Raw genomic sequence first — 20,057 nt, forward strand, 5'->3', positions numbered from 1 at the left:
AACGAAAGGTCGTAAACAATGATCCAGATGCAAACCAACCTGGAAGTCGCCGATAACAGCGGGGCGCGCCGGGTGCAGTGCATCAAGGTGCTTGGCGGGTCCAAGCGGAAGGTCGCGACCGTGGGCGACGTCATCGTCGTCTCGGTCAAGGAGGCCATTCCGAAGGGCCGCGTCAAGAAGGGCGACGTGCATCGCGCCGTCATCGTCCGCACCGCGAAGGAACTGCGTCGGGAGGACGGGTCGGCGATCCGTTTCGACCGGAACGCCGCCGTGCTGATCAACAAGCAGGGCGAGCCGATCGGCACCCGTATTTTCGGGCCGGTCACTCGTGAGCTTCGCGGCAAGAAGTTCATGAAGATCATCTCGCTGGCGCCGGAGGTGCTGTAATGGCCGCCAAGATCAAGACCAAGGACAAGGTCGTTGTCCTGACCGGCCGTGACAAGGGCAAGACCGGCGAGGTGTTGAAGGTTTTCCCGAAGGAGAACCGTGCCGTTGTGCAGGGCGTGAACGTGGTGAAGAAGCACCAGCGTGCCAGCGCCCGCTCGCAGGGTGGCATCATCGAGATGGAGGCGCCGATCAACGTCTCCAACCTCGCTCACGTCGACCCCAAGGATGGCAAGCCGACCCGCGTCGGTTTCAAGATCCTTGAGGATGGCCGCAAGGTGCGTGTCGCCAAGCGGTCCGGCGAAGTCATTGACCTGTGAGGGCCCGGGCATGACCGCACGTCTGAAAGAAGTTTACGACTCCAAGATCCGCGCCGCTCTGAAGTCGGAATTCGGCTACAAGAACGACCTGGAAGTTCCGCGGATCGAGAAGATCGTGGTCAACATGGGTGTCGGCGAGGCTGTCGCCGACTCCAAGAAGATCCAGCTCGCCGTGGCCGAGATGGCCGCCATCACCGGTCAGAAGCCGGTGGTGACCAAGTCGCGCAAGTCGATCGCTCAGTTCAAGCTGCGCGAAGGCATGGCGATCGGCTGCAAGGTCACGCTCCGTCGCGACCGCATGTACGAGTTCCTGGATCGCCTGGTGACGATTGCGTTGCCGCGCGTCCGTGACTTCCGCGGTATCCCGGGTGACAGCTTTGACGGCCGTGGCAACTACGCCATGGGCGTCAAGGAACAGATCATTTTCCCGGAGATCGATTACGACAAGATCGATCAGATCCGCGGCATGGACATCATCATCGTCACTACGGCGAAGACCGACCAGGAAGCCAAGGCTCTCCTGAAGGGCTTCGACATGCCGTTCGTGAGCTGAGGCTGGAGCACGACCATGGCTAAGACCAGTGCCATCGAAAAGAACAAGCGTCGCGCCAAGCTGGCCAAGCAGTACGCGAACAAGCGTGCGCGCCTGAAGGCAATCGCGAACGACAAGACCCTCCCGCCGGAAGAGCAATTCGCTGCCCGCCTCAAGCTGGCCGAACTGCCGCGCAACTCCTCGAAGGTGCGCGTCCGGAACCGCTGCGAAATGACCGGGCGTCCGCGCGCGTTCTATCGCAAGTTCAAGCTGTCCCGCGTCACGCTCCGCGAACTGGCCTCGACCGGCCAGATTCCGGGCATGACGAAGTCGAGCTGGTAAGGAGGGTCCGAGAATGTCTTTGAGCGATCCGCTCGGCGATATGCTGACCCGCATCCGCAACGGTCAGCACGCCCGCATGTCCGTTGTGGTTTCCCCGGCGTCGAAGCTGCGCGTCAACGTCCTGGAAGTTCTGAAGCGTGAAGGCTTCATCCGCGGCTGGTCCGAGGAAGAACTGCGTCCGGGCGTCAAGAACCTGAAGATCGAGCTGAAGTACCACGAAGGCGAGCCTGTCATTAAGCAGATCGCCCGTGTGTCGAAGCCCGGCCGTCGCGTCTACTCGAAGATCGCCGACCTGCCCCGTGTCTACAACGGGCTCGGTCTGTCGATCCTTTCGACCCCGCGTGGCGTGATGTCGGACAATGAGGCCCGCGCCGCCAACGTCGGCGGTGAAGTCCTCTGCCGCGTGTTCTAAGGGGGATTGGCAGATGTCGCGCATTGGCAAGCATCCCGTGCCGGTCCCGGCTGGCGTCGACGTGAAGGTCGACGGTCAGCAGGTGACGGCCAAGGGCAAGCTGGGGCAACTCAGCCTGACCCTGATCGACGACATCACCGCCTCGCTGGAAGACGGCAAGGTGGTGGTGAAGCCGGCAAACGACAGCAAGCGCGCCCGCGTCATGTGGGCGACCTCGCGCACCCTGATCAACAACATGGTCACCGGTGTCAGCCAGGGCTACACGATCAACCTCGAGATCAATGGCGTCGGTTACCGCGCGGCCGTGCAGGGCAAGGAGCTGGTCATGCAGCTCGGCTTCTCGCACGACGTGAAGTACCCGATCCCGGAAGGCATCACGATCAAGTGCGACAAGCCGACGGCCATCTCGGTCAGCGGCTACGACAAGCACAAGGTCGGCCAGGTGGCTGCCGAGATCCGCGGCTGGAAGAAGCCGGAGCCCTACAAGGGCAAGGGCATCAAGTACGATACCGAAACCGTCCTGCGCAAGGAAGGTAAGAAGAAGTAACCGCCATGCTGAAGCCAAAGCAACTCCACGAGCGCCGCAAGCAGCGCGTGCGCGCGCAGATTGCCAAGAAGGCCGGCGGGCGCGTTCGCCTCTCGGTCTTCCGGTCGAATCTGCACATCTACGCCCAGATCATCGACGACGAAAACGGCAAGACGCTCGCGTCTGCCTCGTCGTTGGAGAAGGAGCTGCGCGAGCAGCTCAAGCACGGCGGCAACGTCGATGCTGCCAAGCGCATCGGCGAGCTGATCGCCGAGCGCGCCAAGGCCGCTGGGATTACCGAGGTCGTCTTCGATCGCGGTGGGTATATTTACCATGGCCGGGTCAAGGCCCTGGCCGACGCCGCCCGCGAGGGCGGGCTGTCGTTCTAAGGAGGCCCGGATATGGCACGTGAACGTGGGGAGCGGGATAACCGCGACCGGCAGCCGCGCGAGCGGGAAGAAAGCGAGCTGATCGAAAAGCTCGTCGGTATCAACCGCGTCGCCAAGGTGGTCAAGGGTGGTCGTCGCTTCGGCTTCGCCGCTCTGGTCGTCGTTGGCGACGGCAAGGGCCGCGTCGGCGTCGGCTCGGGCAAGGCCCGTGAAGTGCCGGAAGCGATCCGCAAGGCGACCGATCAGGCCAAGCGCGGCATGATCCGTGTTCCGCTGCGCGAGGGCCGTACGCTGCATCACGACACCAACGGTCACTTCGGTGCCGGCAAGGTCGTGCTGCGGGCGGCTCCGGCCGGTACCGGCATCATCGCCGGTGGTCCGATGCGCGCGATCTTCGAGGCTCTCGGCGTCGCTGACGTCGTGACCAAGTCGATCGGCACGTCGAACCCGCACAACATGATCAAGGCGACCTTCGACGCCCTGACCCAGGTCACCAGCCCGCGTTCCGTCGCGGCGCGTCGCGGTCGTCGCGTGAGCGACATCCTCGGCCGTCGCGAGGCCGGCGCCGGACAGGAGGCCTGATCATGGCGGAGAAGAAGACCGTCGTCGTGACCCAGATCGGCAGCCCGATCGGCCGCAAGCACGACCAGCGCGAGACGCTGGTCGGTCTGGGTCTCAACAAGCTGCACCGGACCCGCGAGCTGGAGGACACTCCGGCCGTGCGGGGCATGATCGCCAAGGTCGCGCACCTGGTCCGCGTCGAGAACGAGGGCTGAGATCATGACCAAGCTTAACGACCTGCGTGACAACGCCGGTGCCCGCAAGGCGCGCATGCGCGTCGGCCGCGGTATCGGTTCCGGCAAGGGCAAGACCGCTGGCCGCGGCGTGAAGGGTCAGACCTCGCGCACCGGCGTGGCGATCAACGGCTTCGAAGGCGGGCAGATGCCTCTGCACCGCCGCCTGCCGAAGCGCGGTTTCCGGAACATCTTCGCCAAGGAATATTCGGTGGTTAACCTGGGCATGGTCCAGAAGGCCATCGACCTGGGCAAGCTGAATGCTTCCGAGACCATCGATGCCGCGGCGCTCAACGCTGCCGGCGTCACCGGCAAGGTGAAGAAGGACGGTGTCCGTCTGCTGGGCAAGGGCGAGCTGACCACGAAGGTTTCCTTCACGGTCGCCGGCGCGTCCAAGTCGGCGATCGAGGCCGTCGAAAAGGTGGGTGGCAGCGTCACGCTGACCGCGCCCGCCGCCGAAGCCGCCGAGTAAGGTTCCGCGTGAAGCCCGTGCTTGCGCACGGGCTTTCGTGGCACTACAAAAAGCGAAGTCGCGAGGGGCGGCCTGCGTCATGCAGTGCCGCCCCGTTCGCGCTTACGGGACAGGGATTGGACCATGGCATCAGCGGCCGAGCAGCTTGCCGCCAACATCAATTTCGGGGCTTTCTCCAAGGCGACCGAGCTGAAAAAGCGGATTTGGTTCACCTTGGCGGCCCTGATCGTCTACCGGCTGGGCACCTATATCCCGCTGCCGGGCATTGACCCGACGATTCTCAGCGACGTCTTCAAGCAGCAGGGCGGCGGCATCCTCGGCATGTTCGACATGCTGGCCGGCGGCGCGCTCAGCCGCATGACCATCTTCGCGCTCAACATCATGCCGTACATCTCGGCGTCCATCATCGTGCAGTTGCTGACCGCCGTGTCGCCGCAGATGGAGGCCATGAAGAAGGAAGGCGAGGCCGGGCGCAAGAAGCTGAACCAGTACACCCGATTCGGCACGGTGGCGCTCGCCACGGTGCAGGCCTATGGCCTCGCGGTCGGCCTTGAGGCGATGCGCAGCTCCAGCGGGGCGGCGGTCATCGATCCGGGTCTGTTCTTCCGCATCGCCACGGTCATCACGCTGGTCGGCGGCACCATGTTCCTGATGTGGCTGGGCGAGCAGATCACCGCCCGTGGCATCGGCAACGGCATCTCGCTGATCATCTTCGCCGGCATCGTCGCGGAGTTGCCGCGCGCGCTGGTCAATACGCTGGAACTCGGCCGCCAGGGTGCCTTGTCCACCCTGTTCATCATCCTGATGCTGGTCATGTCGGTCGGCGTGGTGTTCTTCATCGTCTTCATGGAGCGCGCCCAGCGCCGCCTGCTGGTGCAGTACCCCAAGCGCCAGGTCGGCAACCGGGTGTTCGGCGGCGAAGCGTCGCACCTGCCGCTGAAGATGAACACGGCCGGCGTCATCCCGCCGATCTTCGCGTCGTCGCTGCTGTTGCTGCCGCTGACCGCGGTGGGTTTCGCCGGCGGCGAGGGGCCCGAGTGGCTGCAGGCGGTGTCGCGCTATCTGGCGCATGGCACGCCGCTGTACATGCTGCTCTACGCCTCGCTGATCGTGTTCTTCTGCTTCTTCTACACGGCCATCGTCTTCAATCCGGCGGAGACGGCCGAGAATCTGCGGAAGTATGGCGGCTTCATCCCCGGCATTCGTCCCGGCAAGAACACCGCCGATCACATCGACTACGTGCTGTCCCGGCTGACGGTCATCGGCTCCGCCTACCTTGTGGCGGTTTGTCTCCTCCCTGAAATCCTGATATCCCAGCACTCGGTTCCGTTTTATTTTGGCGGCACCAGCCTGCTGATCGTGGTCACCGTCACGATGGACACGGTTGCGCAGATTCATTCCCACATGCTGGCTCACCAGTATGAGGGATTGATCAAGAAATCGAAGCTTCGGGGGAGAAAGTAATGAACCTCATACTGCTCGGTCCGCCGGGCGCCGGGAAGGGGACCCAGGCGCGCCGTCTGGAAGACACGCGTGGCTTGGTGCAGTTGTCCACGGGCGACATGCTCCGCGCCATGGTGGCGGAAGGTGGGCCGCTCGGGCAGCAGGCGAAGGAGATCATGGCCGCCGGCAAGCTGATGCCGGACGAGCTGATGGTCAGCATGATCGCCGAACGCATTTCCAAGCCCGACGTCAAGAACGGCTTCATTCTCGACGGCTTCCCGCGCACCGTGGCCCAGGCCGAGGCGCTGGACAAGATGCTGGAGGAGAAGGGCCTGAAGCTCGATCATGTGATCGAGATGCGGGTCGTCGACGATGTCCTGGTGGAGCGCATCACCGGCCGCTACACCTGCGCCAAGTGCGGCAAGGGCTATCACGACAGCTTCGAGAAGCCGAAGGTCGAGGGCGTCTGCGATGCCTGCGGCGGCACCGAATTCAAGCGGCGCGCCGACGACAATGCGGAGACGGTGACGACCCGTCTTGCCCAGTACCACCAGCAGACCGCGCCGATCCTGCCCTACTACCAGGGATGCGGCGTGTTGAAGGCGGTGGACGGCATGGCCGACATCGATGAGGTGACGAAAGAGATCGAGGCGATCCTCGCAAGCTGAGGGTCGCGTCTGGTCGAACGACGAAGGCCGCAGTCTCCGGTGGGAGGCTGCGGCCTTCGTCGTTCTTTGGTACTGGGCGGCCTTTGGTACCGGTCGGCGGGGCGGCGTCGTCAGGCGGCGGGAGTGCCGGGGGAGGGCGGGGCATCGCCCTGTGTCGCCGCCGGGGTCGCCGGCTCCTCGGTCATGGTGCGGTAGCGGGCCAGGATCCAGCCGAGATGGGCGGTGACGGCATTGGCCGCGGCATCGGGGTCGCGGCGGGCGATGGCCTGGTGGATGGCGCGGTGATGCTCGATCATCAGCGCCTCGTGGTTCTCCATGAAGGGCTCGGTGTGCTTCATCTCGACCATGTTGCCGAGGATGTCGCGGATGGTGGAGAGCAGGTGCAGATAGACCGGGCTGCCGGACGCCTGGGCGACGGCGACGTGGAAGTCCATATCGTCGGCGGCGCGGCCGCCATCCCGGTTGGTCTCGCTCATCGCCTGCAGGATGCGGCCGATCGTGTCGATCTGTTCCTGGGTCGCCCGTTCGGCGGCGCGGCGGGCTGCCCAGCTTTCCAGCGCCATGCGGATTTCGACGAGGTCGCACAGGTTCTGGTGGGTGCTGCGCACCATGGTGGTCAATGCGCCGTCCATCACCCCGGCCGATGACACCACGCGGGTGCCGCCGCCCTGGACGGCGGTCAGGAATCCCTGTGTCTTCAGCTTCTGCAGGGCCGCCCGGACCGAGACGCGGCTGACATGCAGCTGTTCGGCGAGCTGGCGTTCGCCCGGCAGACGCTCCCCCGGCACCAGCTCGCCGCGCGCGATGCGGTCGAGAAGCTGTTGAGCCACCCACTCCGAAATGCGCTGCGAGGAGGAGGGGACGTGAGCGCTGTCGTCGGTGCCGGGCACGGGTGGTTTCCCTTCGGTCGGAAAGCGGTTCATTGGCAGTTGGTAATACCGGTAGCGGTCCGGGCGGGCCGGGTCAATGGTCGACAGGCCGCCTGCGGCGCCTTGCCCGCGGGATGAAAAGACATGGCTGGCCGGTTCTCCGACCGGATAGCCCTGCCTGATGTCAGCGGCTGCCGCGCCGGGCCATCAGGATGCCCATCAGGATCACGGCGGCACCCACCGCCTGCAGCGTTCCCAGCGGTTCGTTCAGCAGGATCCAGGCGAGGATCGCGGCGGCGGCCGGCTGCAGCAGCAGGCTGACGGACGAGAAGGAGGCCGGGAGATGGGCCAGCGCGTAGGCGATAAGGCTCTGCCCGCCGGCATGGCTGAACAGCGCCAGCCCGGCCAGCACCAGCCATCCGGCGGCGGTCGCCGGCAGCATCGCCTCGCCGTCATAGAGGCCCAGCGGGAGCAGCACGGCCGCGGTGATGACGCCGCTCCAGGTCATGATGGTGGCGGTGGAGAACTCGGCGCGCAGATGCCCGACCGATAGGATGTAGCCGGCGTAGAAGACGGCGGTCAGCAGACCCAGCGCGTCGCCGAACAGATGATCGGCGCTCAGCTGGAAGCTCTGCCCCATCAGCACGACCGCTCCGCCAAGCGCCAGCAACATGCCCAGAACGAAGCGTCCGGTGATGCGCTCCTTGAACAGGAACCAGGCGGCCGGCGCGACGAAAAGCGGCGCGAAGTTGGCCAGCAGCGTGGCGTTGGCGACGGAGGTGTAGCGGATGGAGGTGTGCCAGACCGCAAGGTCGCCGGCAAAGCAGAGGCCGGCCAGGGACAGTCGGCCGTAATCGGCGAGCGATGAGGGGCGCCGGCTGGCTCGGCCGGTAGGCTGTCGCGACTCGCCGACCATCCACAGCGCCAGCACCGGGGTTGCCAGCGCCATGCGCCAGAAGCCGGTGGCGACCGGCCCGACATCCGACAGGCGGACGAAGATGGGGGCGAAGGCGATGCCGAGGGCACCCAGCAGAAGGGCGATCAGGGCGACGCGTTGCGTCCGGGATGCATGGTCGAGCGGGATGGCACTGGCGTCTGGCATGGGATCGCTTATATCCGCCGATGATTGGGCGGGCCAGCAGGACGCGCGTCATGGCTGCCGTGCGCGTCCCGGTTTCCCCTTTACGGTGTTGGGCTGGTGTATGGACCTGTTGTGGTGGCCCGATGCGTCAGCGCGGGCGGATGCGGCGCAGCGACACCGACTCGTCGTCTTCCGATCCGAAATCGTCATAGTGGATCGGGCAGCGGCCGTCCTTGCGCGGCTTGTCCTTCACCGTCGCGGGATACCACTCGCCCTTCCATTCCACCTCCACCCGCATGCCGGGCTGGCACAGCGAGGCGCCGGCCGGGTAGCCGCCGGTGTTGGCGGAAGCCGCCGGGGATTGGATCGGAGACTGGGCGGCGCCCGGCGGCATCGGGCTCAGCCTCGGCGCGGCCGCGGGAACCGGCGCGGGCTTCTCCTGGTCGCAGAAGGCGGTGCAGACCGTCCGGGCGATCACCTGACCGCCGCAGCTGCCGCCGAAACAGTCGCGATAGTCCGCCTCGCACCGCGCCTCGCAGCTGCTGTTGCCGCAGGAGTAGGAGCGGTCGAAGTCGCTGACCGACTTCTTGATCGGCTTCTTTTCCGCCTGCTGCCGGTTGACATAGGCCTGGTATTCATAGAGTGCGCGCGACCGTGCCTCGTTCACGCAGGCCTGCTGGTTCAGTCCGCAGTTCTGGCGGCAGAAATTGCGGTTCTGCTGGCACTGGTTGACGCACAGCCGCCCCTCCGCCGAACTGGGCGGGATCAGGCTGTACTGGGTCTCATAGACGGGACCGCAGGCGCTGAGCAGCGCCATCACGGCAAGGCAGAGGGAGAGCAGGCGAAGCATGCGGGATGTCTTCCGGGTGGGTTCGCGCGGAAAGGGAAGGGCAGCGTAACAGCTTGCCGATCGGGCTACCACCATCGGCCGCGCTTCCGCCCGGCGTGGCGGTTGCGTTAGTGTGGCGTATGGTTGCCTCGACCCCGCAAGACTCCCCGCACTCAGCCGGCCAATCCCATGACGGGCCGCCCGAACACCGGCAGCCGGTCACCGCGCCTGCGCCCGCCCCGCGACTCGCTGCACCGCTGCTGGGTCCCGATGATCCGCCACCGGCGACCACGCTGAATCCGGATGCGGGCGAGCCGCTGCTGCTGGTTTGCGATCATGCATCCCGTGCGATCCCCAGGGCGCTGGGCGACCTCGGCCTGCCGGAGGAGCAGCTCTGCCGCCACATCGCCTACGACATCGGCGCGGCGGAGGTGACGCGGCGGCTGGCCGCGAGGTTCGGCGCCACGGCGGTGCTGTCGGGCTTTTCCCGGCTGGTGATCGATCCGAACCGGGCGCTGGAGGATCCGACCGCGATCCCGGTGGTCAGCGACGACGTGGTGATCCCCGGCAACCGCGCGCTGGACGCCGACGAGCAGGCCCGGCGGGTCGAGGCGCTGTTCCACCCCTACCATGCGGCGGTGGCCGCGGCGCTGTCGGCCATCCGCGGGCGCGGGCAGGTGCCGGTGGTGGTGTCGGTCCACAGCTTCACCCCCGCCATGCGCGGGGTGGCGCGGCCCTGGCACATCGGCGTGCTGTGGGACAACGACCCGCGCCTGCCGGTTCCGCTGATCGAGGCGCTGACGGCCGATGGACGCTGGTGCGTCGGCGACAACCAGCCCTATTCCGGCCGCGGCACCCTGGGCGGCACGGTGGAGACCCACGCGACGCCCGCCGGCTATCCCAACGTCCTGCTGGAGGTGCGGCAGGATCTGATCGCGACGCCGGAGGGGGCCGATCTGTGGGCGCAGGTGATCGGCGACGCGCTGGAGCCGCTGCTGTCCCTGCCGTCGCTGGCCACCATCCACCATTATCCGCGGGCCTGAACACGAGATGGAAGCCGCCGTGACCGAACCGTCCTTCACCATGGGCCTGGAAGAAGAATATCTGCTGGTGGACCGCGGAACGCGCGACATCGTGCAGAGCCCGCCGGACGAGATGCTGGAGGCCTGTCAGGAACAGGCGCCGGGCCGCATCCATCCGGAATTCCTGCGCTGCCAGATCGAGGTCGGCACGCCGGTCTGCAAGACGCTGGCCGAGGCGCGGGCCGAACTGGCGGCCTTGCGCGCCACGGTGGCCGGGGTCGCCGACCGCTATGGGCTGGCGCCGATCGCCGCCTCCACCCATCCCTTCGCCGCGTGGGAGCCGCAGAAGCACACCAACCGCGACCGCTACAACATGCTGGCGCGGGATCTGGGTGCGCCGGCCCGGCGGCTGATGATCTGCGGCATGCATGTCCATATCGGGATCGAGGACGACGACCTGCGCATCGACCTGATGAACCAGGTCCGCTACTTCCTGCCGCATCTGCTGGCGCTGTCGACCTCCTCGCCCTTCTGGCGCGGGCGCGACATGGAGCGCCGCTCCTACCGGCTCAGCGTGTGGCACGAGCTGCCGCGCACCGGCATGCCCGACGGTTTCCAGAGCTACGGCGAGTATCAGAGCCACGTCGCGGTCCTGGTGAATGCCGGCGTGATCGAGGATGCCAGCAAGCTGTGGTGGGACATCCGGCCGTCCTCGCGCTTCCCCACGCTGGAGATGCGGATCACCGACATCTGCACCCGGCTGGACGATGCGGTCACGGTGGCGGCGCTCTACCGCTGCCTGCTGCGCATGCTGTGGCGGCTGAAGCTGCGCAACGTCACCTGGCGGCCCTACAAGAACCTGCTGATCGAGGAGAACCGCTGGCGGGCCCAGCGCTATGGCCTGGACAGCGGTCTGGTCGATTTCGGCCAGGGCCGCATCGTTCCCTATGCCGACCTGCTGGACGAGATCATCGAGCTGACCCGCGAGGATGCCGAACATTTCGGCTGCACCGCCGAGGTCGAGCGGGCGCGCGAGATCGTCAAGCGCGGCACCAGCGCCCATCGCCAGATCGCGATCTTCCAGGCGGCGCTCGCCGACGGCGCCGGCGAGGACGAGGCGCTGCGCCGGGTGGTGGACTGGCTGGTGGAGGAGACGATGGTGGGGGTGGCGGCCGACGGGCAGGCCGCTTGAATCCTTCCCCACGCGTTGCCCCTCCCAACCACCTTGACGCGCGCGTCATGTCTCCATACGCTTCCGCACCGTCGATGCCGCTGGAATGCGGGTTGAACAGGGCTGGCAAATAATAAGCTGACAAGCAGAGAGGGCCGCTCAACCGTTGGCGGCCCTCTTTCCAATCCAAGGGGAGGGAGGAGCATGGCCGGCGCCAAGTTCCTGAAGTTCGATACGCAGAGTCTTCATGCAGGGCAGCGGCCCGATCCGGCGACCGGGGCGCGGGCGGTTCCGATCCACCTGACTTCCTCCTACGTCTTCAGCGACGTCGATCAGGCGGCGGCCCTGTTCAACCTGGAACGGCCGGGCCACATCTATTCGCGCATCTCCAACCCCACCGTCGCGGTGCTGGAAGAGCGCTTGGCGACGCTGGAAGGCGGGGTGGGCGCCGTCTGCACCGCCAGCGGGCAGGCCGCCATGACCCTGGCGATCATGACGCTGATGGGGGCGGGCGGGCACATCGTCGCCTCCTCCTCCATCTATGGCGGCAGCCGCAACCTGCTGGCCTACACGCTGCCGCGATTCGGCATCACCACCACCTTCGTCCATCCGCGCGACCTCGACGGCATCCGCGCGGCGATCCGTCCGGAAACCCGGCTGGTCTTCGGCGAGGTGCTGGGCAATCCGGGGCTGGAGGTGCTGGACGTTCCGAAGGTCGCGGCCATCGCGCACGAGGCCGGCATCCCGCTGATGATCGATTCGACCTTCACCACCCCCTATCTCTGCCGTCCGTTCGAGCATGGCGCCGACATCGTCATGCATTCCTGCACCAAGTGGCTGAGCGGGCACGGCACCGCCATCGGTGGCGTGGTGATCGACGGCGGCCGGTTCGACTGGGAGGCTTCGGGCAAGTTCCCGACCCTGACCGAGCCCTATGCCGGCTATCACGGCATTGATTTCGCCGAGGAATACGGCCCGGCGGCCTTCATTGCCCGCGCCCGTGCCGAGGGACTGCGCGATTTCGGCGCCTGCATGAGCCCGATGAACGCCTTCCAGATCCTGCAGGGCGTGGAAACGCTGCCTCTGCGGATGAAGTGCCACATCCACAACGCCCGCAAGGTCGTCTGCTTCCTGGAAGGGGAGCTGAATGCCGCGAAGGGCGCCGTCGCCTGGGTCTCCTATCCGGAGCTGGTGGACCATCCCGACCATGCGCTTGCATCCCGGCTGCTGCCGCATGGTGCCGGATCCATCATCTCCTTCGGCATCCGCGGCAGCGGGGAGGGCGGCAGCCGCGAGGCCGGGCGCCGATTCATCGAGTCGCTGACGCTGTTCTCGCACCTCGCCAATGTCGGCGACGCCAAGTCGCTGGTCATCCATCCCGCCAGCACCACCCACGCCCAGTTGGATGCGGAGGCGCTCGCCGCCGCCGGGGTGGGGGAGGACATGATCCGCCTGTCCATCGGGCTGGAGGATTGTGAAGACCTGATCGACGACCTGAAGCAGGCGCTGCGCGCCGCCATCAAGGGCTGAGGGCCGCGCCATGCAGTTGACCGTCAACGGAACCCCCGTCTTCGTCCACACCGGCGGCCGGGAGATCGATCCCGCCCGTCCCGCAATCGTGCTGATCCACGGCGCCGGCATGGACCACAGCGTGTGGAGCCTGCAAAGCCGCTATCTCGCCCACCATGGCCGTTCGGTGCTGGCGGTCGATCTGCCGGGCCATGGCCGCTCCGGCGGGGAACCGCTGGGCAGCATCGCCGCCATCGCAGACTGGGTGATCGCCCTGCTGGATGCCGCCGGGCTGGAGCGGGCGGCGCTGATCGGCCATTCCATGGGGGCGCTGGTGGCGCTCGACGCAGCCGCCCGCCACGGCGGACGGGTGGAGGCGGTTGCGCTGCTGGGCGTGGCGGAACGCATGCCGGTGCATCCGGACCTGCTGGCCGCCGCCCATGCCGGCGAACAATCCGCCATCGAGATGGTGATCGGCTGGGGCCATGGGCCGCGCGGCCATGGCGGCGCCCAGGGCGGCAGCTGCCCGACGCCGGGCCTCGCGCTGATCCCCGGCGGTCGCCGGCTGATGGCGTCGGTCCGGCCGGGGATGTTGGGGGTCGATCTCGCGGCCTGCAACGAATACGGGCAGGGGGCGGATGCTGCGGCGTCGGTCGCCTGTCCCGCCCTGTTCCTGTTGGGAGCGCTGGACAAGATGACTCCGGCCAAAGCAGGGCGCACGCTGGCCGCGCGCGTGAAGTCTTCGCAGGTCGTCGTCCTGCCCCAGACCGGGCATATGGTGATGACCGAAGCGCCGGACGCCGTGTTGGACGCGCTGACCTCTTTCCTGTCCTTGCGGCGGGGGTGATGGTTTCAGCGGCGAAACCATCAGGGTCGAACCCGATTTTTTCTGACATCACACGTTAATGGTCGACTGCCTACTCTGACCGGCAGGATCGGATTGCCGTCCCGAAGCGTAAGGGGCGGCAATCCGGCCCAACCTATCATTGCCGGTTCGGAGGTGCCATCTTGCAGGCAGGCGAACGGTCGGTTGACGCCCCGTGCCGCATATCGGACGGGGCGGTCGCGGTGCTGTCGATGGACGGACGCGTTCTCCAGATCGGCCAAGCGGCGGCCGACGTGCTGGGTCATCCTCCCCAGGCGCTTGCCGGCGCCGCTCTGGACCTGCACATCCACCCCGAGGATCTGTGGGAGGCGCAGCAGCGGCTTCGGATCCGGGCCGCCGCCCCGGCAGGCAGCAGCGGCCGCTCGATCCTCCGCTTCCGCCATGCCGATGGCGGCTGGCACTGGCTGGAGGTGACCGTTCGCAACGAACTGGCTGATCCGGAAATCGGTGGGCTGGTCCTGACCGTCCGTGATGTCAGCGACGCCATCGCCCTGTCGGAGCGGCTGCGCGCCAGCGAGGCGCGCTATCGCACTCTGGCTGAATCGGTGCCGGTCGGCATCCTTCAGGCCGACGCGGCCGGTCAGGTGCTGTTCGCCAATGCCCGCCTTTCCGCCATCACCGGGTTGGAGTCCGACCGGCTGCTCGGCGACGGCTGGCTTGGCGCCGTCCATCCCGACGACCGGGCGCGGGTTTCCGCGGAGTGGCGGAGCGAACCGGGCCGGGAGCCGCAGCCGACCGATTTCCGCTTCCACGATCCGCAGGGGGAGGGCTCCGACCGCAGGGTGCTGTGCCAGCGCATCCCGATGGAGGATGGCGGCACCATCGCCACCATCACCGATGTCAGCGAATACCTGCACACCGCCAACGCCCTGCGCCTGTCGGAGGCGCGCAACGAGGCCATCCTCGACACGGTCGCCGAAGCCATCCTCACCGTCGACGAGGCCGGCATCCTGCTCGGCTTCAACCGCGCGGCGGAGGCGATGTTCGGTGTTCCGGCCGGGGACCTCCTTTGGCGTCCGCTCGACCGGCTTATCCCGCTGGCCCATCTGAGGGAGGAGGGCGGCGTCCGGCTGGAATTCGCGCCGAGACAGACAACGGCCCTGGTCGGCCGCGACCGTGTTGCCGAGGCGGAGCGCGCCGACGGAACGCGGTTTCCGGTGGAACTGTCGGTCAGCGCCAGCGAAGTGGAGGGACGGCGGATCTATACCGCCATCCTGCGCGACGTGACCGAACGGCGCCGGGCGGAAGCCGAGCTGCTGGCCGCCAAGGAGGCGGCCGAGGCGGCCGACCGCGCCAAATCGACCTTCATCGCCACCATGAATCATGAGCTGCGCACCCCGCTGAATGCGGTGATCGGCTTCTCCCAACTGCTGGAAGCGCGGACGGACGCCCAGCTGGAGGGTGGCTGGGGACAACATCGCGATTGCGTCGTCGCCATCAAACAGGCCGGCGAACAGCTGCTGTCCATCATCGACGACATTCTCGACATGGCGCGGGTCGAGGCCGGCGGGCTGTCGCTGGCTGATGAGCCGGTCGACCTGTCGGCGCTCGCCGCCCAACTGGTTGCCGACCTGGAGTTTCAGGCCGCCCGCCAGGGCGTGACGGTGGAGGTGGCTGCCGACGGCGATCTGCCGCCGATACGGGGCGATCGGCGTCGTCTGCGCCAGGCGCTGGGCAACCTGCTGTCCAACGCGATCAAGTTCAGCCACCCGCAAGGCAAGGTCACCCTGACCATGGCGCCTGCCGCGGATGGATGGGTGGAGCTGGCGGTGCGCGACCATGGCATCGGCATGCAGGCGGAGGACATCGCGACCGCCCTGACCCCCTTCGCTCAGGTCGACCAGACCGCCACCCGCCGGTACGAGGGGATGGGTCTCGGCCTGCCGCTCGCCTTGCGTCTGGTGGAGGCGCATGGCGGCACCTTGACGCTGGACAGCGCACCCGGTCGGGGCTGCACCGCAACCGTCCGCCTGCCGCCTTCGCGCGTCATGACCATCGAGGAAATGCTGGCGATCATGATGTGATCGCCGTGACACCCGGTCTGGCCCGATGCGCCGGGATGTGCCAAAAGCTGTCGCCATCCTTGCCCGCGATGGCGGGCGGCTTTGCAGAGGTGGATGTGCGATGGCGGGTCCGGACAAGACGATGGGTGTGCCGAAGGACGCCGTGGTGCTGGTCAGCGGCGGACTCGATTCGACCACGGTGCTCGCCATTGCCAAGGCCGAGGGCTATCGCGTCAATGCCCTCAGCTTCCGCTACGGACAGCGCCATTCGGTGGAGCTGGAGGCGGCACGGCGCGTGGTCGCGGCGATGGGGGTGGAGCGGCATGTGATCGCCGACATCGATCTGCGCGCCTTCGGCGGCTCCGCCCTGACCGACAGCATCGACGTGCCCAAGCACGGCAGCGCCGCAGACCTGGAGGCCGATCTGGGGCAGGGCATTCCCGTCACCTATGTGCCGGCGCGCAACACCGTCTTCCTGTCCTTCGCGCTGGCCTGGGCGGAAACGCTGGGAGCGTCCGACCTGTTCATCGGCGTCAACGCGCTGGATTATTCCGGCTATCCCGACTGCCGCCCGGAATACATCGCGGCCTTCGAAACCCTGGCCAACCTCGCGACCAAGGCCGGGGTGGAGGGGACGAGCCGCTTCAAGATCCATGCGCCGCTGATGACGCTGGACAAGGCCGCGATCGTCCGCCGCGGGTTGGAGCTTGGGGTGGACTACAGCCTCACCCACTCCTGCTACGATCCGACGCCGGAGGGGCTGTCCTGCGGTGCCTGCGACAGCTGTCTGTTGCGGCTGAAGGGCTTTGCCGAAGCCGGATTGAGCGACCCAATCCGTTACGGCACCGGAACGGCATCGTAACGGATAAGGTCGTTTCGCAAGCGGCCGTTATTCCTTAGGCATTACTTCCAAGGCATTTCGGTCCACAAGCTGCGGAACTCGCCGTCCAACTGCTTCAGCTCGGCGGCGAAGGCCTCTGGGCCGACGATGCGGAGCGGCTGGAAGGTCTCGCGTGCCTTGGCCTGGAACTCCGGGTCCATCGCCGCCTTGGTGATCGCCTCGATCAGGGTGCGGCGGATGTCCGGCGGCAGACCCTTCGGGGCACCGATGCCGCGCATGGACACCATGTCGATGGCATAGCCCTGTTCGCAGAAGGTCGGCAGGTCCGGCGCCATGTCCCAACGCGCCCGGCTCATCACACCCAGCATGCGCACGGGATCGCCGCCGGCGAGCCCGCGCAGCCCCTCGCCCAGATTCTGGTCGCAGATCCTGGTGTGGGAGCCCAGCATCGCGCGGTAGTTCTCGGCGCTGCCGGCGAACGGCACATGGGTCAGCTTCACCCCGGCCTGCCGTTCCAGCAACAGCATGGCGAGATGGTCGTCGGAGCCGATGCCGGTGGAGCCGACGGTGAGTGCGCCCGGATTCCCCTTCGCGAATTCCACCACGTCGGCGACCGACCGGAGCGGACTGTCGGCACGGACGGTCATCACGCCCGGATCGTCGACGATGTTCACCAGCGGGTCCAGCCGGTCCAGCCCATAGCGCGCCTGCCGTTCGATCGGGATGGTGATCAGGTTGGGCGTGTTGATGAAGCCAATCGTGTAACCGTCCGGCGCCGCATCGGCGATGGCGGCGAAGCCGATCTCGCCGCCGGCCCCCGGCCGGTTCAGGACGACGATGCGCCCGCCGCCCAGATAGCGCTCGATATAGGGCGCCGGCATCCGCGCCGTGACGTCGGTGGAGCCGCCGGCGCCATAGGCGACGACCATGGTGATCGGCTTCTCCGGATAGGCGGCCTGCACCGCGGCGGGGGAGCCCGCGAGCAACAGCATCAGGATCGCAAGCGCCGCAACCGGGAAAGACGCGGCACGGCAGCCGGCCATGCGCAGGAGGAAAGTCGCTGCTGTCATCGTTCGTCGTCCGATCCTTCGGGCTCCGCTCCCGGATGCGCCGGAGGTGCCCGTTCATCATGCGTGTATGAAGAAAGTCAGAATGTACCATAACGGGTAATATGTCGCAAATCCGGCGCAAAATGCCTTGAACTTTCCTGCAATATTCCCTCCATAACCGTGAAGGCCGACGAGAACGCGCTCGACGGAGAGATTGTCGCCGGTAATAATACAACCGGCGGAGATAGCGCCGGCGGCCGACTCGGCGGTTTTGGGCGATATCCTGAGGGGCGCAGGCTGCATTGCCCGATGAAGCGGGTGTGGCGCCCGGGCCTTCCGCCATCGCATGGCTGAGGGCGCAGGCTGCATTGCCCGATGAAGCGGGTGTGGCGCCCGGGCCTTCCGCCATCGCATGGCTGAGAGAGCGGACACATCCATCCAATGACACATACCCTGAGATCGCCCCGATCGGCCGCATCCCGGCTGAGATCGCCCCAGGATCTCGCGGCCGGACTGCTGCTCAGCGCCCTCGCCCTCGGCGGGCTCTGGCTGGCGCGCGGCTGGGAGGCGGGATCGCTGGCCATGATGCAGGCCGGGTTCTTCCCGCGGCTCGTCTGCTATCTCCTGCTGGCGGCGGGGCTGGCGACCCTCGTGCGCGGACTGACGGCGGAAGGACCGGCGACCCTGGCCTGGGCGTGGAGGCCGTCGGTCGCCATCACCGTCGCCGTGATCGCCTTCGCGGCTCTGCTCGACAGGCTGGGTCTGGTGCTCGCCATCCTGGCGCTGATCGGCATCGGCGGATTGGCCGGGCGGCCGCTGCGCCCCGGCCCCTTCACGGCCCTGTGGGCCACGCTGGCCACCAGCTGCATCGCCATCTTTTCCTGGGGACTGGGCCTGCCGCTCCAGATCTGGCCATGATGGACGTCCTCGCCAATCTCTGGCTCGGGCTGGGTGTGTCGGTCGAGCCGATGAACCTGGTCTATTGCTTCCTCGGCGCCCTGATCGGCACGCTGATCGGCGTGCTGCCCGGACTGGGGCCGACGGCGACGGTGGCCCTGCTGTTGCCGATCACCTTCTACCTGCCGCCGGTGGGGGCGCTGATCATGCTGGCCGGCATCTTCTATGGCGCCCAGTATGGCGGATCGACCACGGCCATCCTGGTGAAGCTGCCCGGCGAATCCTCCTCCGTCATGACCTGCCTGGACGGCAACGCCATGGCGCGGCAGGGTCGCGGCGGCGTCGCGCTGGCGACCGCGGCGCTGTCGTCGCTGTTCGCGGGCTGCGTCACCACCCTGGTCATCGCGCTGGCCGGTCCGCCGCTGGCCGGGATGGCTCTGGCCTTCGGTCCTTCGGAATATGTGGCGCTGATGCTGGTCGGCCTGATCGGCGCGGTTACCCTGGCCCATGGGTCGGTGGTGAAGGCGGTGGCGATGATCCTGGTCGGGCTGCTGCTGTCGATGGTCGGGACCGACGTCAATTCCGGCCAGATGCGCTTCACCTTCGACATTCCGCAACTCTATGACGGACTGGACTTCGTGCCGCTGGCGATGGGGCTGTTCGGCCTTGCCGACATCATCATCAACCTGGAGGAGACGGAAGGGCGCGGTATAGATCCGTCACCGGTCCACCGGCTGTGGCCGTCGCTGCGGGACTTAAAGGATGCCTGGCCGGCGGCGGTGCGCGGCACGGCGCTGGGCGCCTTGCTGGGAATCCTGCCGGGTGGCGGGGCGACGCTCAGCGCCTTTTCCTCCTACGCGCTGGAAAAGAAGGTGGCGCGCGATCCCTCCGCCTTCGGCAAGGGGGCCATCCAGGGAGTCGCCGGGCCGGAGGCCGCGAACAATGCCGGTGCCCAGGCCAGCTTCATCCCGATGCTGAGCCTCGGCATCCCGTCCAACGCGGTGATGGCGCTGATGGTCGGCGCCATGATGATCCACGGCATCACGCCGGGACCGCAGATCATGACCAAGCAGCCGGACCTGTTCTGGGGCATGATCGCCAGCATGCTGGTCGGCAACGTCATGCTGGTGGTGCTGAACCTGCCGCTGATCGGGCTCTGGGTGCGGCTTCTGCGCGTGCCCTATGCCTATCTGTTCCCGGCCATCCTGGTATTCTGCTGCATCGGCACCTACAGCCTGAAGAACGACGTGTTCGACGTGCTGCTGATGGCCGGCTTCGGCGTGTTCGGCTATGTGCTGAAGAAGCTGGAGTGCGATCCGGCGCCGCTGCTGCTCGGCTTCGTCCTCGGCCCCCTGCTGGAGGAGAACCTCAGCCGCGCCATGCTGTTGTCCCAGGGCGACCTGACCGTCTTCGTCACCCGCCCGATCAGCGCCGGCCTGATGGCGGTGGCCGTCGGATTGCTGGCCCTCATCCTGCTGCCGGCCTTCCGCCGCCAGCGCGAGGTGGCCTTCAAGGAATAGGGCTGGCCTTACCCGCAACCGAGTCCCTAGGCGTCATGCCATGGGATTCGGTTCTTGCCGAACAAGATAAAATTTTATATAAATGCGCTTATACTTGT

At 67.0% G+C, this 20,057-nt stretch carries 24 protein-coding genes; 20 read left to right on the forward strand and 4 right to left on the reverse strand.

The window, feature by feature from the left end:
- Nucleotides 1–18 precede the first annotated feature (18 nt).
- From rplN to ACWPKK_RS02000, 12 genes are all read left to right on the forward strand, one after another.
- Nucleotides 19–387, forward strand: coding sequence for a 50S ribosomal protein L14 (gene rplN, locus ACWPKK_RS01945; protein ID WP_012973215.1), 369 nt, complete (start codon nucleotides 19–21; stop codon nucleotides 385–387).
- Entirely contained in the window at nucleotides 387–704 is a 318-nt protein-coding gene (gene rplX / locus ACWPKK_RS01950) for a 50S ribosomal protein L24 (RefSeq protein ID WP_014246896.1), read from the forward strand. Before rplN ends, rplX begins: the two co-directional genes overlap by 1 nt.
- A 10-nt stretch (nucleotides 705–714) precedes the next feature.
- Nucleotides 715–1,257, forward strand: a complete 543-nt coding sequence (gene rplE, locus ACWPKK_RS01955; protein WP_014246897.1) for a 50S ribosomal protein L5 — start codon at nucleotides 715–717, stop codon at nucleotides 1,255–1,257.
- Between the two features lie 15 nt (nucleotides 1,258–1,272).
- Nucleotides 1,273–1,578 (forward strand): 30S ribosomal protein S14, encoded by a 306-nt coding sequence (gene rpsN, locus ACWPKK_RS01960; RefSeq protein ID WP_149197556.1) that lies wholly within the window; start codon nucleotides 1,273–1,275, stop codon nucleotides 1,576–1,578.
- A gap of 13 nt (nucleotides 1,579–1,591) precedes the next feature.
- Nucleotides 1,592–1,990, forward strand: a complete 399-nt coding sequence (rpsH, locus tag ACWPKK_RS01965; protein WP_042694090.1) for a 30S ribosomal protein S8 — start codon at nucleotides 1,592–1,594, stop codon at nucleotides 1,988–1,990.
- 13 nt (nucleotides 1,991–2,003) lie between these two features.
- A complete protein-coding gene (rplF, locus tag ACWPKK_RS01970; RefSeq protein ID WP_324871669.1) occupies nucleotides 2,004–2,537 on the forward strand; it encodes a 50S ribosomal protein L6 in 534 nt (177 codons plus the stop codon).
- Nucleotides 2,538–2,542: 5 nt separating this feature from the next.
- Nucleotides 2,543–2,905 (forward strand): 50S ribosomal protein L18, encoded by a 363-nt coding sequence (rplR, locus tag ACWPKK_RS01975; protein WP_014246901.1) that lies wholly within the window; start codon nucleotides 2,543–2,545, stop codon nucleotides 2,903–2,905.
- A gap of 12 nt (nucleotides 2,906–2,917) precedes the next feature.
- Nucleotides 2,918–3,487: a 30S ribosomal protein S5 gene (rpsE, locus tag ACWPKK_RS01980; RefSeq protein WP_014246902.1), complete on the forward strand. Its 570-nt coding sequence runs from the start codon at nucleotides 2,918–2,920 to the stop codon at nucleotides 3,485–3,487.
- Between the two features lie 2 nt (nucleotides 3,488–3,489).
- Nucleotides 3,490–3,681 carry a 50S ribosomal protein L30 gene (gene rpmD, locus ACWPKK_RS01985; RefSeq protein WP_014246903.1) on the forward strand — a complete coding sequence of 64 codons (192 nt, stop codon included), beginning with the start codon at nucleotides 3,490–3,492 and terminating at the stop codon, nucleotides 3,679–3,681.
- Between the two features lie 4 nt (nucleotides 3,682–3,685).
- Nucleotides 3,686–4,171 (forward strand): 50S ribosomal protein L15, encoded by a 486-nt coding sequence (gene rplO / locus ACWPKK_RS01990; protein WP_324871668.1) that lies wholly within the window; start codon nucleotides 3,686–3,688, stop codon nucleotides 4,169–4,171.
- A gap of 123 nt (nucleotides 4,172–4,294) precedes the next feature.
- On the forward strand, nucleotides 4,295–5,635 hold the full coding sequence (gene secY / locus ACWPKK_RS01995; RefSeq protein WP_452000693.1) for a preprotein translocase subunit SecY: 1,341 nt from the start codon (nucleotides 4,295–4,297) through the stop codon (nucleotides 5,633–5,635).
- Nucleotides 5,635–6,282 carry an adenylate kinase gene (locus ACWPKK_RS02000; protein ID WP_452000694.1) on the forward strand — a complete coding sequence of 216 codons (648 nt, stop codon included), beginning with the start codon at nucleotides 5,635–5,637 and terminating at the stop codon, nucleotides 6,280–6,282. The genes secY and ACWPKK_RS02000 overlap by 1 nt, the downstream gene beginning before the upstream one ends.
- Before the next feature lie 110 nt (nucleotides 6,283–6,392).
- Here the strand turns inward: ACWPKK_RS02000 and ACWPKK_RS02005 are convergent, their stop codons facing one another.
- The 3 genes from ACWPKK_RS02005 to ACWPKK_RS02015 form a co-directional block, all read right to left on the reverse strand.
- The gene (locus ACWPKK_RS02005; protein WP_324871666.1) at nucleotides 6,393–7,172 is read right to left on the reverse strand and encodes a FadR/GntR family transcriptional regulator; all 780 of its coding nucleotides are present in this window, start codon (nucleotides 7,170–7,172) and stop codon (nucleotides 6,393–6,395) included.
- A 163-nt stretch (nucleotides 7,173–7,335) separates the two neighbouring features.
- Nucleotides 7,336–8,253: a DMT family transporter gene (locus ACWPKK_RS02010; RefSeq protein WP_452000696.1), complete on the reverse strand. Its 918-nt coding sequence runs from the start codon at nucleotides 8,251–8,253 to the stop codon at nucleotides 7,336–7,338.
- Nucleotides 8,254–8,380: 127 nt separating this feature from the next.
- On the reverse strand, nucleotides 8,381–9,082 hold the full coding sequence (locus ACWPKK_RS02015) for a hypothetical protein (protein WP_452000698.1): 702 nt from the start codon (nucleotides 9,080–9,082) through the stop codon (nucleotides 8,381–8,383).
- 119 nt (nucleotides 9,083–9,201) lie between these two features.
- Here ACWPKK_RS02015 and ACWPKK_RS02020 point away from each other — a divergent pair, with 119 nt between their 5' ends.
- The 6 genes from ACWPKK_RS02020 to queC all read left to right on the forward strand — a co-directional run bounded on the left by ACWPKK_RS02020 (nucleotide 9,202) and on the right by queC (nucleotide 16,514).
- Nucleotides 9,202–10,104 (forward strand): N-formylglutamate amidohydrolase, encoded by a 903-nt coding sequence (locus tag ACWPKK_RS02020; protein ID WP_452000700.1) that lies wholly within the window; start codon nucleotides 9,202–9,204, stop codon nucleotides 10,102–10,104.
- Between the two features lie 19 nt (nucleotides 10,105–10,123).
- A complete protein-coding gene (locus ACWPKK_RS02025; RefSeq protein ID WP_452000702.1) occupies nucleotides 10,124–11,275 on the forward strand; it encodes a carboxylate-amine ligase in 1,152 nt (383 codons plus the stop codon).
- A 183-nt stretch (nucleotides 11,276–11,458) separates the two neighbouring features.
- Nucleotides 11,459–12,784 carry an O-acetylhomoserine aminocarboxypropyltransferase gene (locus tag ACWPKK_RS02030; RefSeq protein WP_452000703.1) on the forward strand — a complete coding sequence of 442 codons (1,326 nt, stop codon included), beginning with the start codon at nucleotides 11,459–11,461 and terminating at the stop codon, nucleotides 12,782–12,784.
- A gap of 10 nt (nucleotides 12,785–12,794) precedes the next feature.
- The gene (locus tag ACWPKK_RS02035) at nucleotides 12,795–13,610 is read left to right on the forward strand and encodes an alpha/beta fold hydrolase (protein WP_452000705.1); all 816 of its coding nucleotides are present in this window, start codon (nucleotides 12,795–12,797) and stop codon (nucleotides 13,608–13,610) included.
- Nucleotides 13,611–13,771: 161 nt separating this feature from the next.
- A complete protein-coding gene (locus ACWPKK_RS02040; protein ID WP_452000707.1) occupies nucleotides 13,772–15,673 on the forward strand; it encodes a PAS domain S-box protein in 1,902 nt (633 codons plus the stop codon).
- 100 nt (nucleotides 15,674–15,773) lie between these two features.
- Entirely contained in the window at nucleotides 15,774–16,514 is a 741-nt protein-coding gene (queC, locus tag ACWPKK_RS02045; protein ID WP_452000709.1) for a 7-cyano-7-deazaguanine synthase QueC, read from the forward strand.
- Nucleotides 16,515–16,555: 41 nt separating this feature from the next.
- Here the strand turns inward: queC and ACWPKK_RS02050 are convergent, their stop codons facing one another.
- Complete coding sequence (locus ACWPKK_RS02050; RefSeq protein WP_452004696.1) at nucleotides 16,556–17,536, reverse strand: tripartite tricarboxylate transporter substrate binding protein; 981 nt, start codon at nucleotides 17,534–17,536, stop codon at nucleotides 16,556–16,558.
- A 447-nt stretch (nucleotides 17,537–17,983) separates the two neighbouring features.
- Here ACWPKK_RS02050 and ACWPKK_RS02055 point away from each other — a divergent pair, with 447 nt between their 5' ends.
- Nucleotides 17,984–18,460: a tripartite tricarboxylate transporter TctB family protein gene (locus ACWPKK_RS02055; RefSeq protein ID WP_324871656.1), complete on the forward strand. Its 477-nt coding sequence runs from the start codon at nucleotides 17,984–17,986 to the stop codon at nucleotides 18,458–18,460.
- Nucleotides 18,457–19,959, forward strand: a complete 1,503-nt coding sequence (locus ACWPKK_RS02060) for a tripartite tricarboxylate transporter permease (protein ID WP_452000710.1) — start codon at nucleotides 18,457–18,459, stop codon at nucleotides 19,957–19,959. Before ACWPKK_RS02055 ends, ACWPKK_RS02060 begins: the two co-directional genes overlap by 4 nt.
- Nucleotides 19,960–20,057 lie beyond the last annotated feature (98 nt).

The organism is Azospirillum largimobile (genome assembly GCF_977007025.2).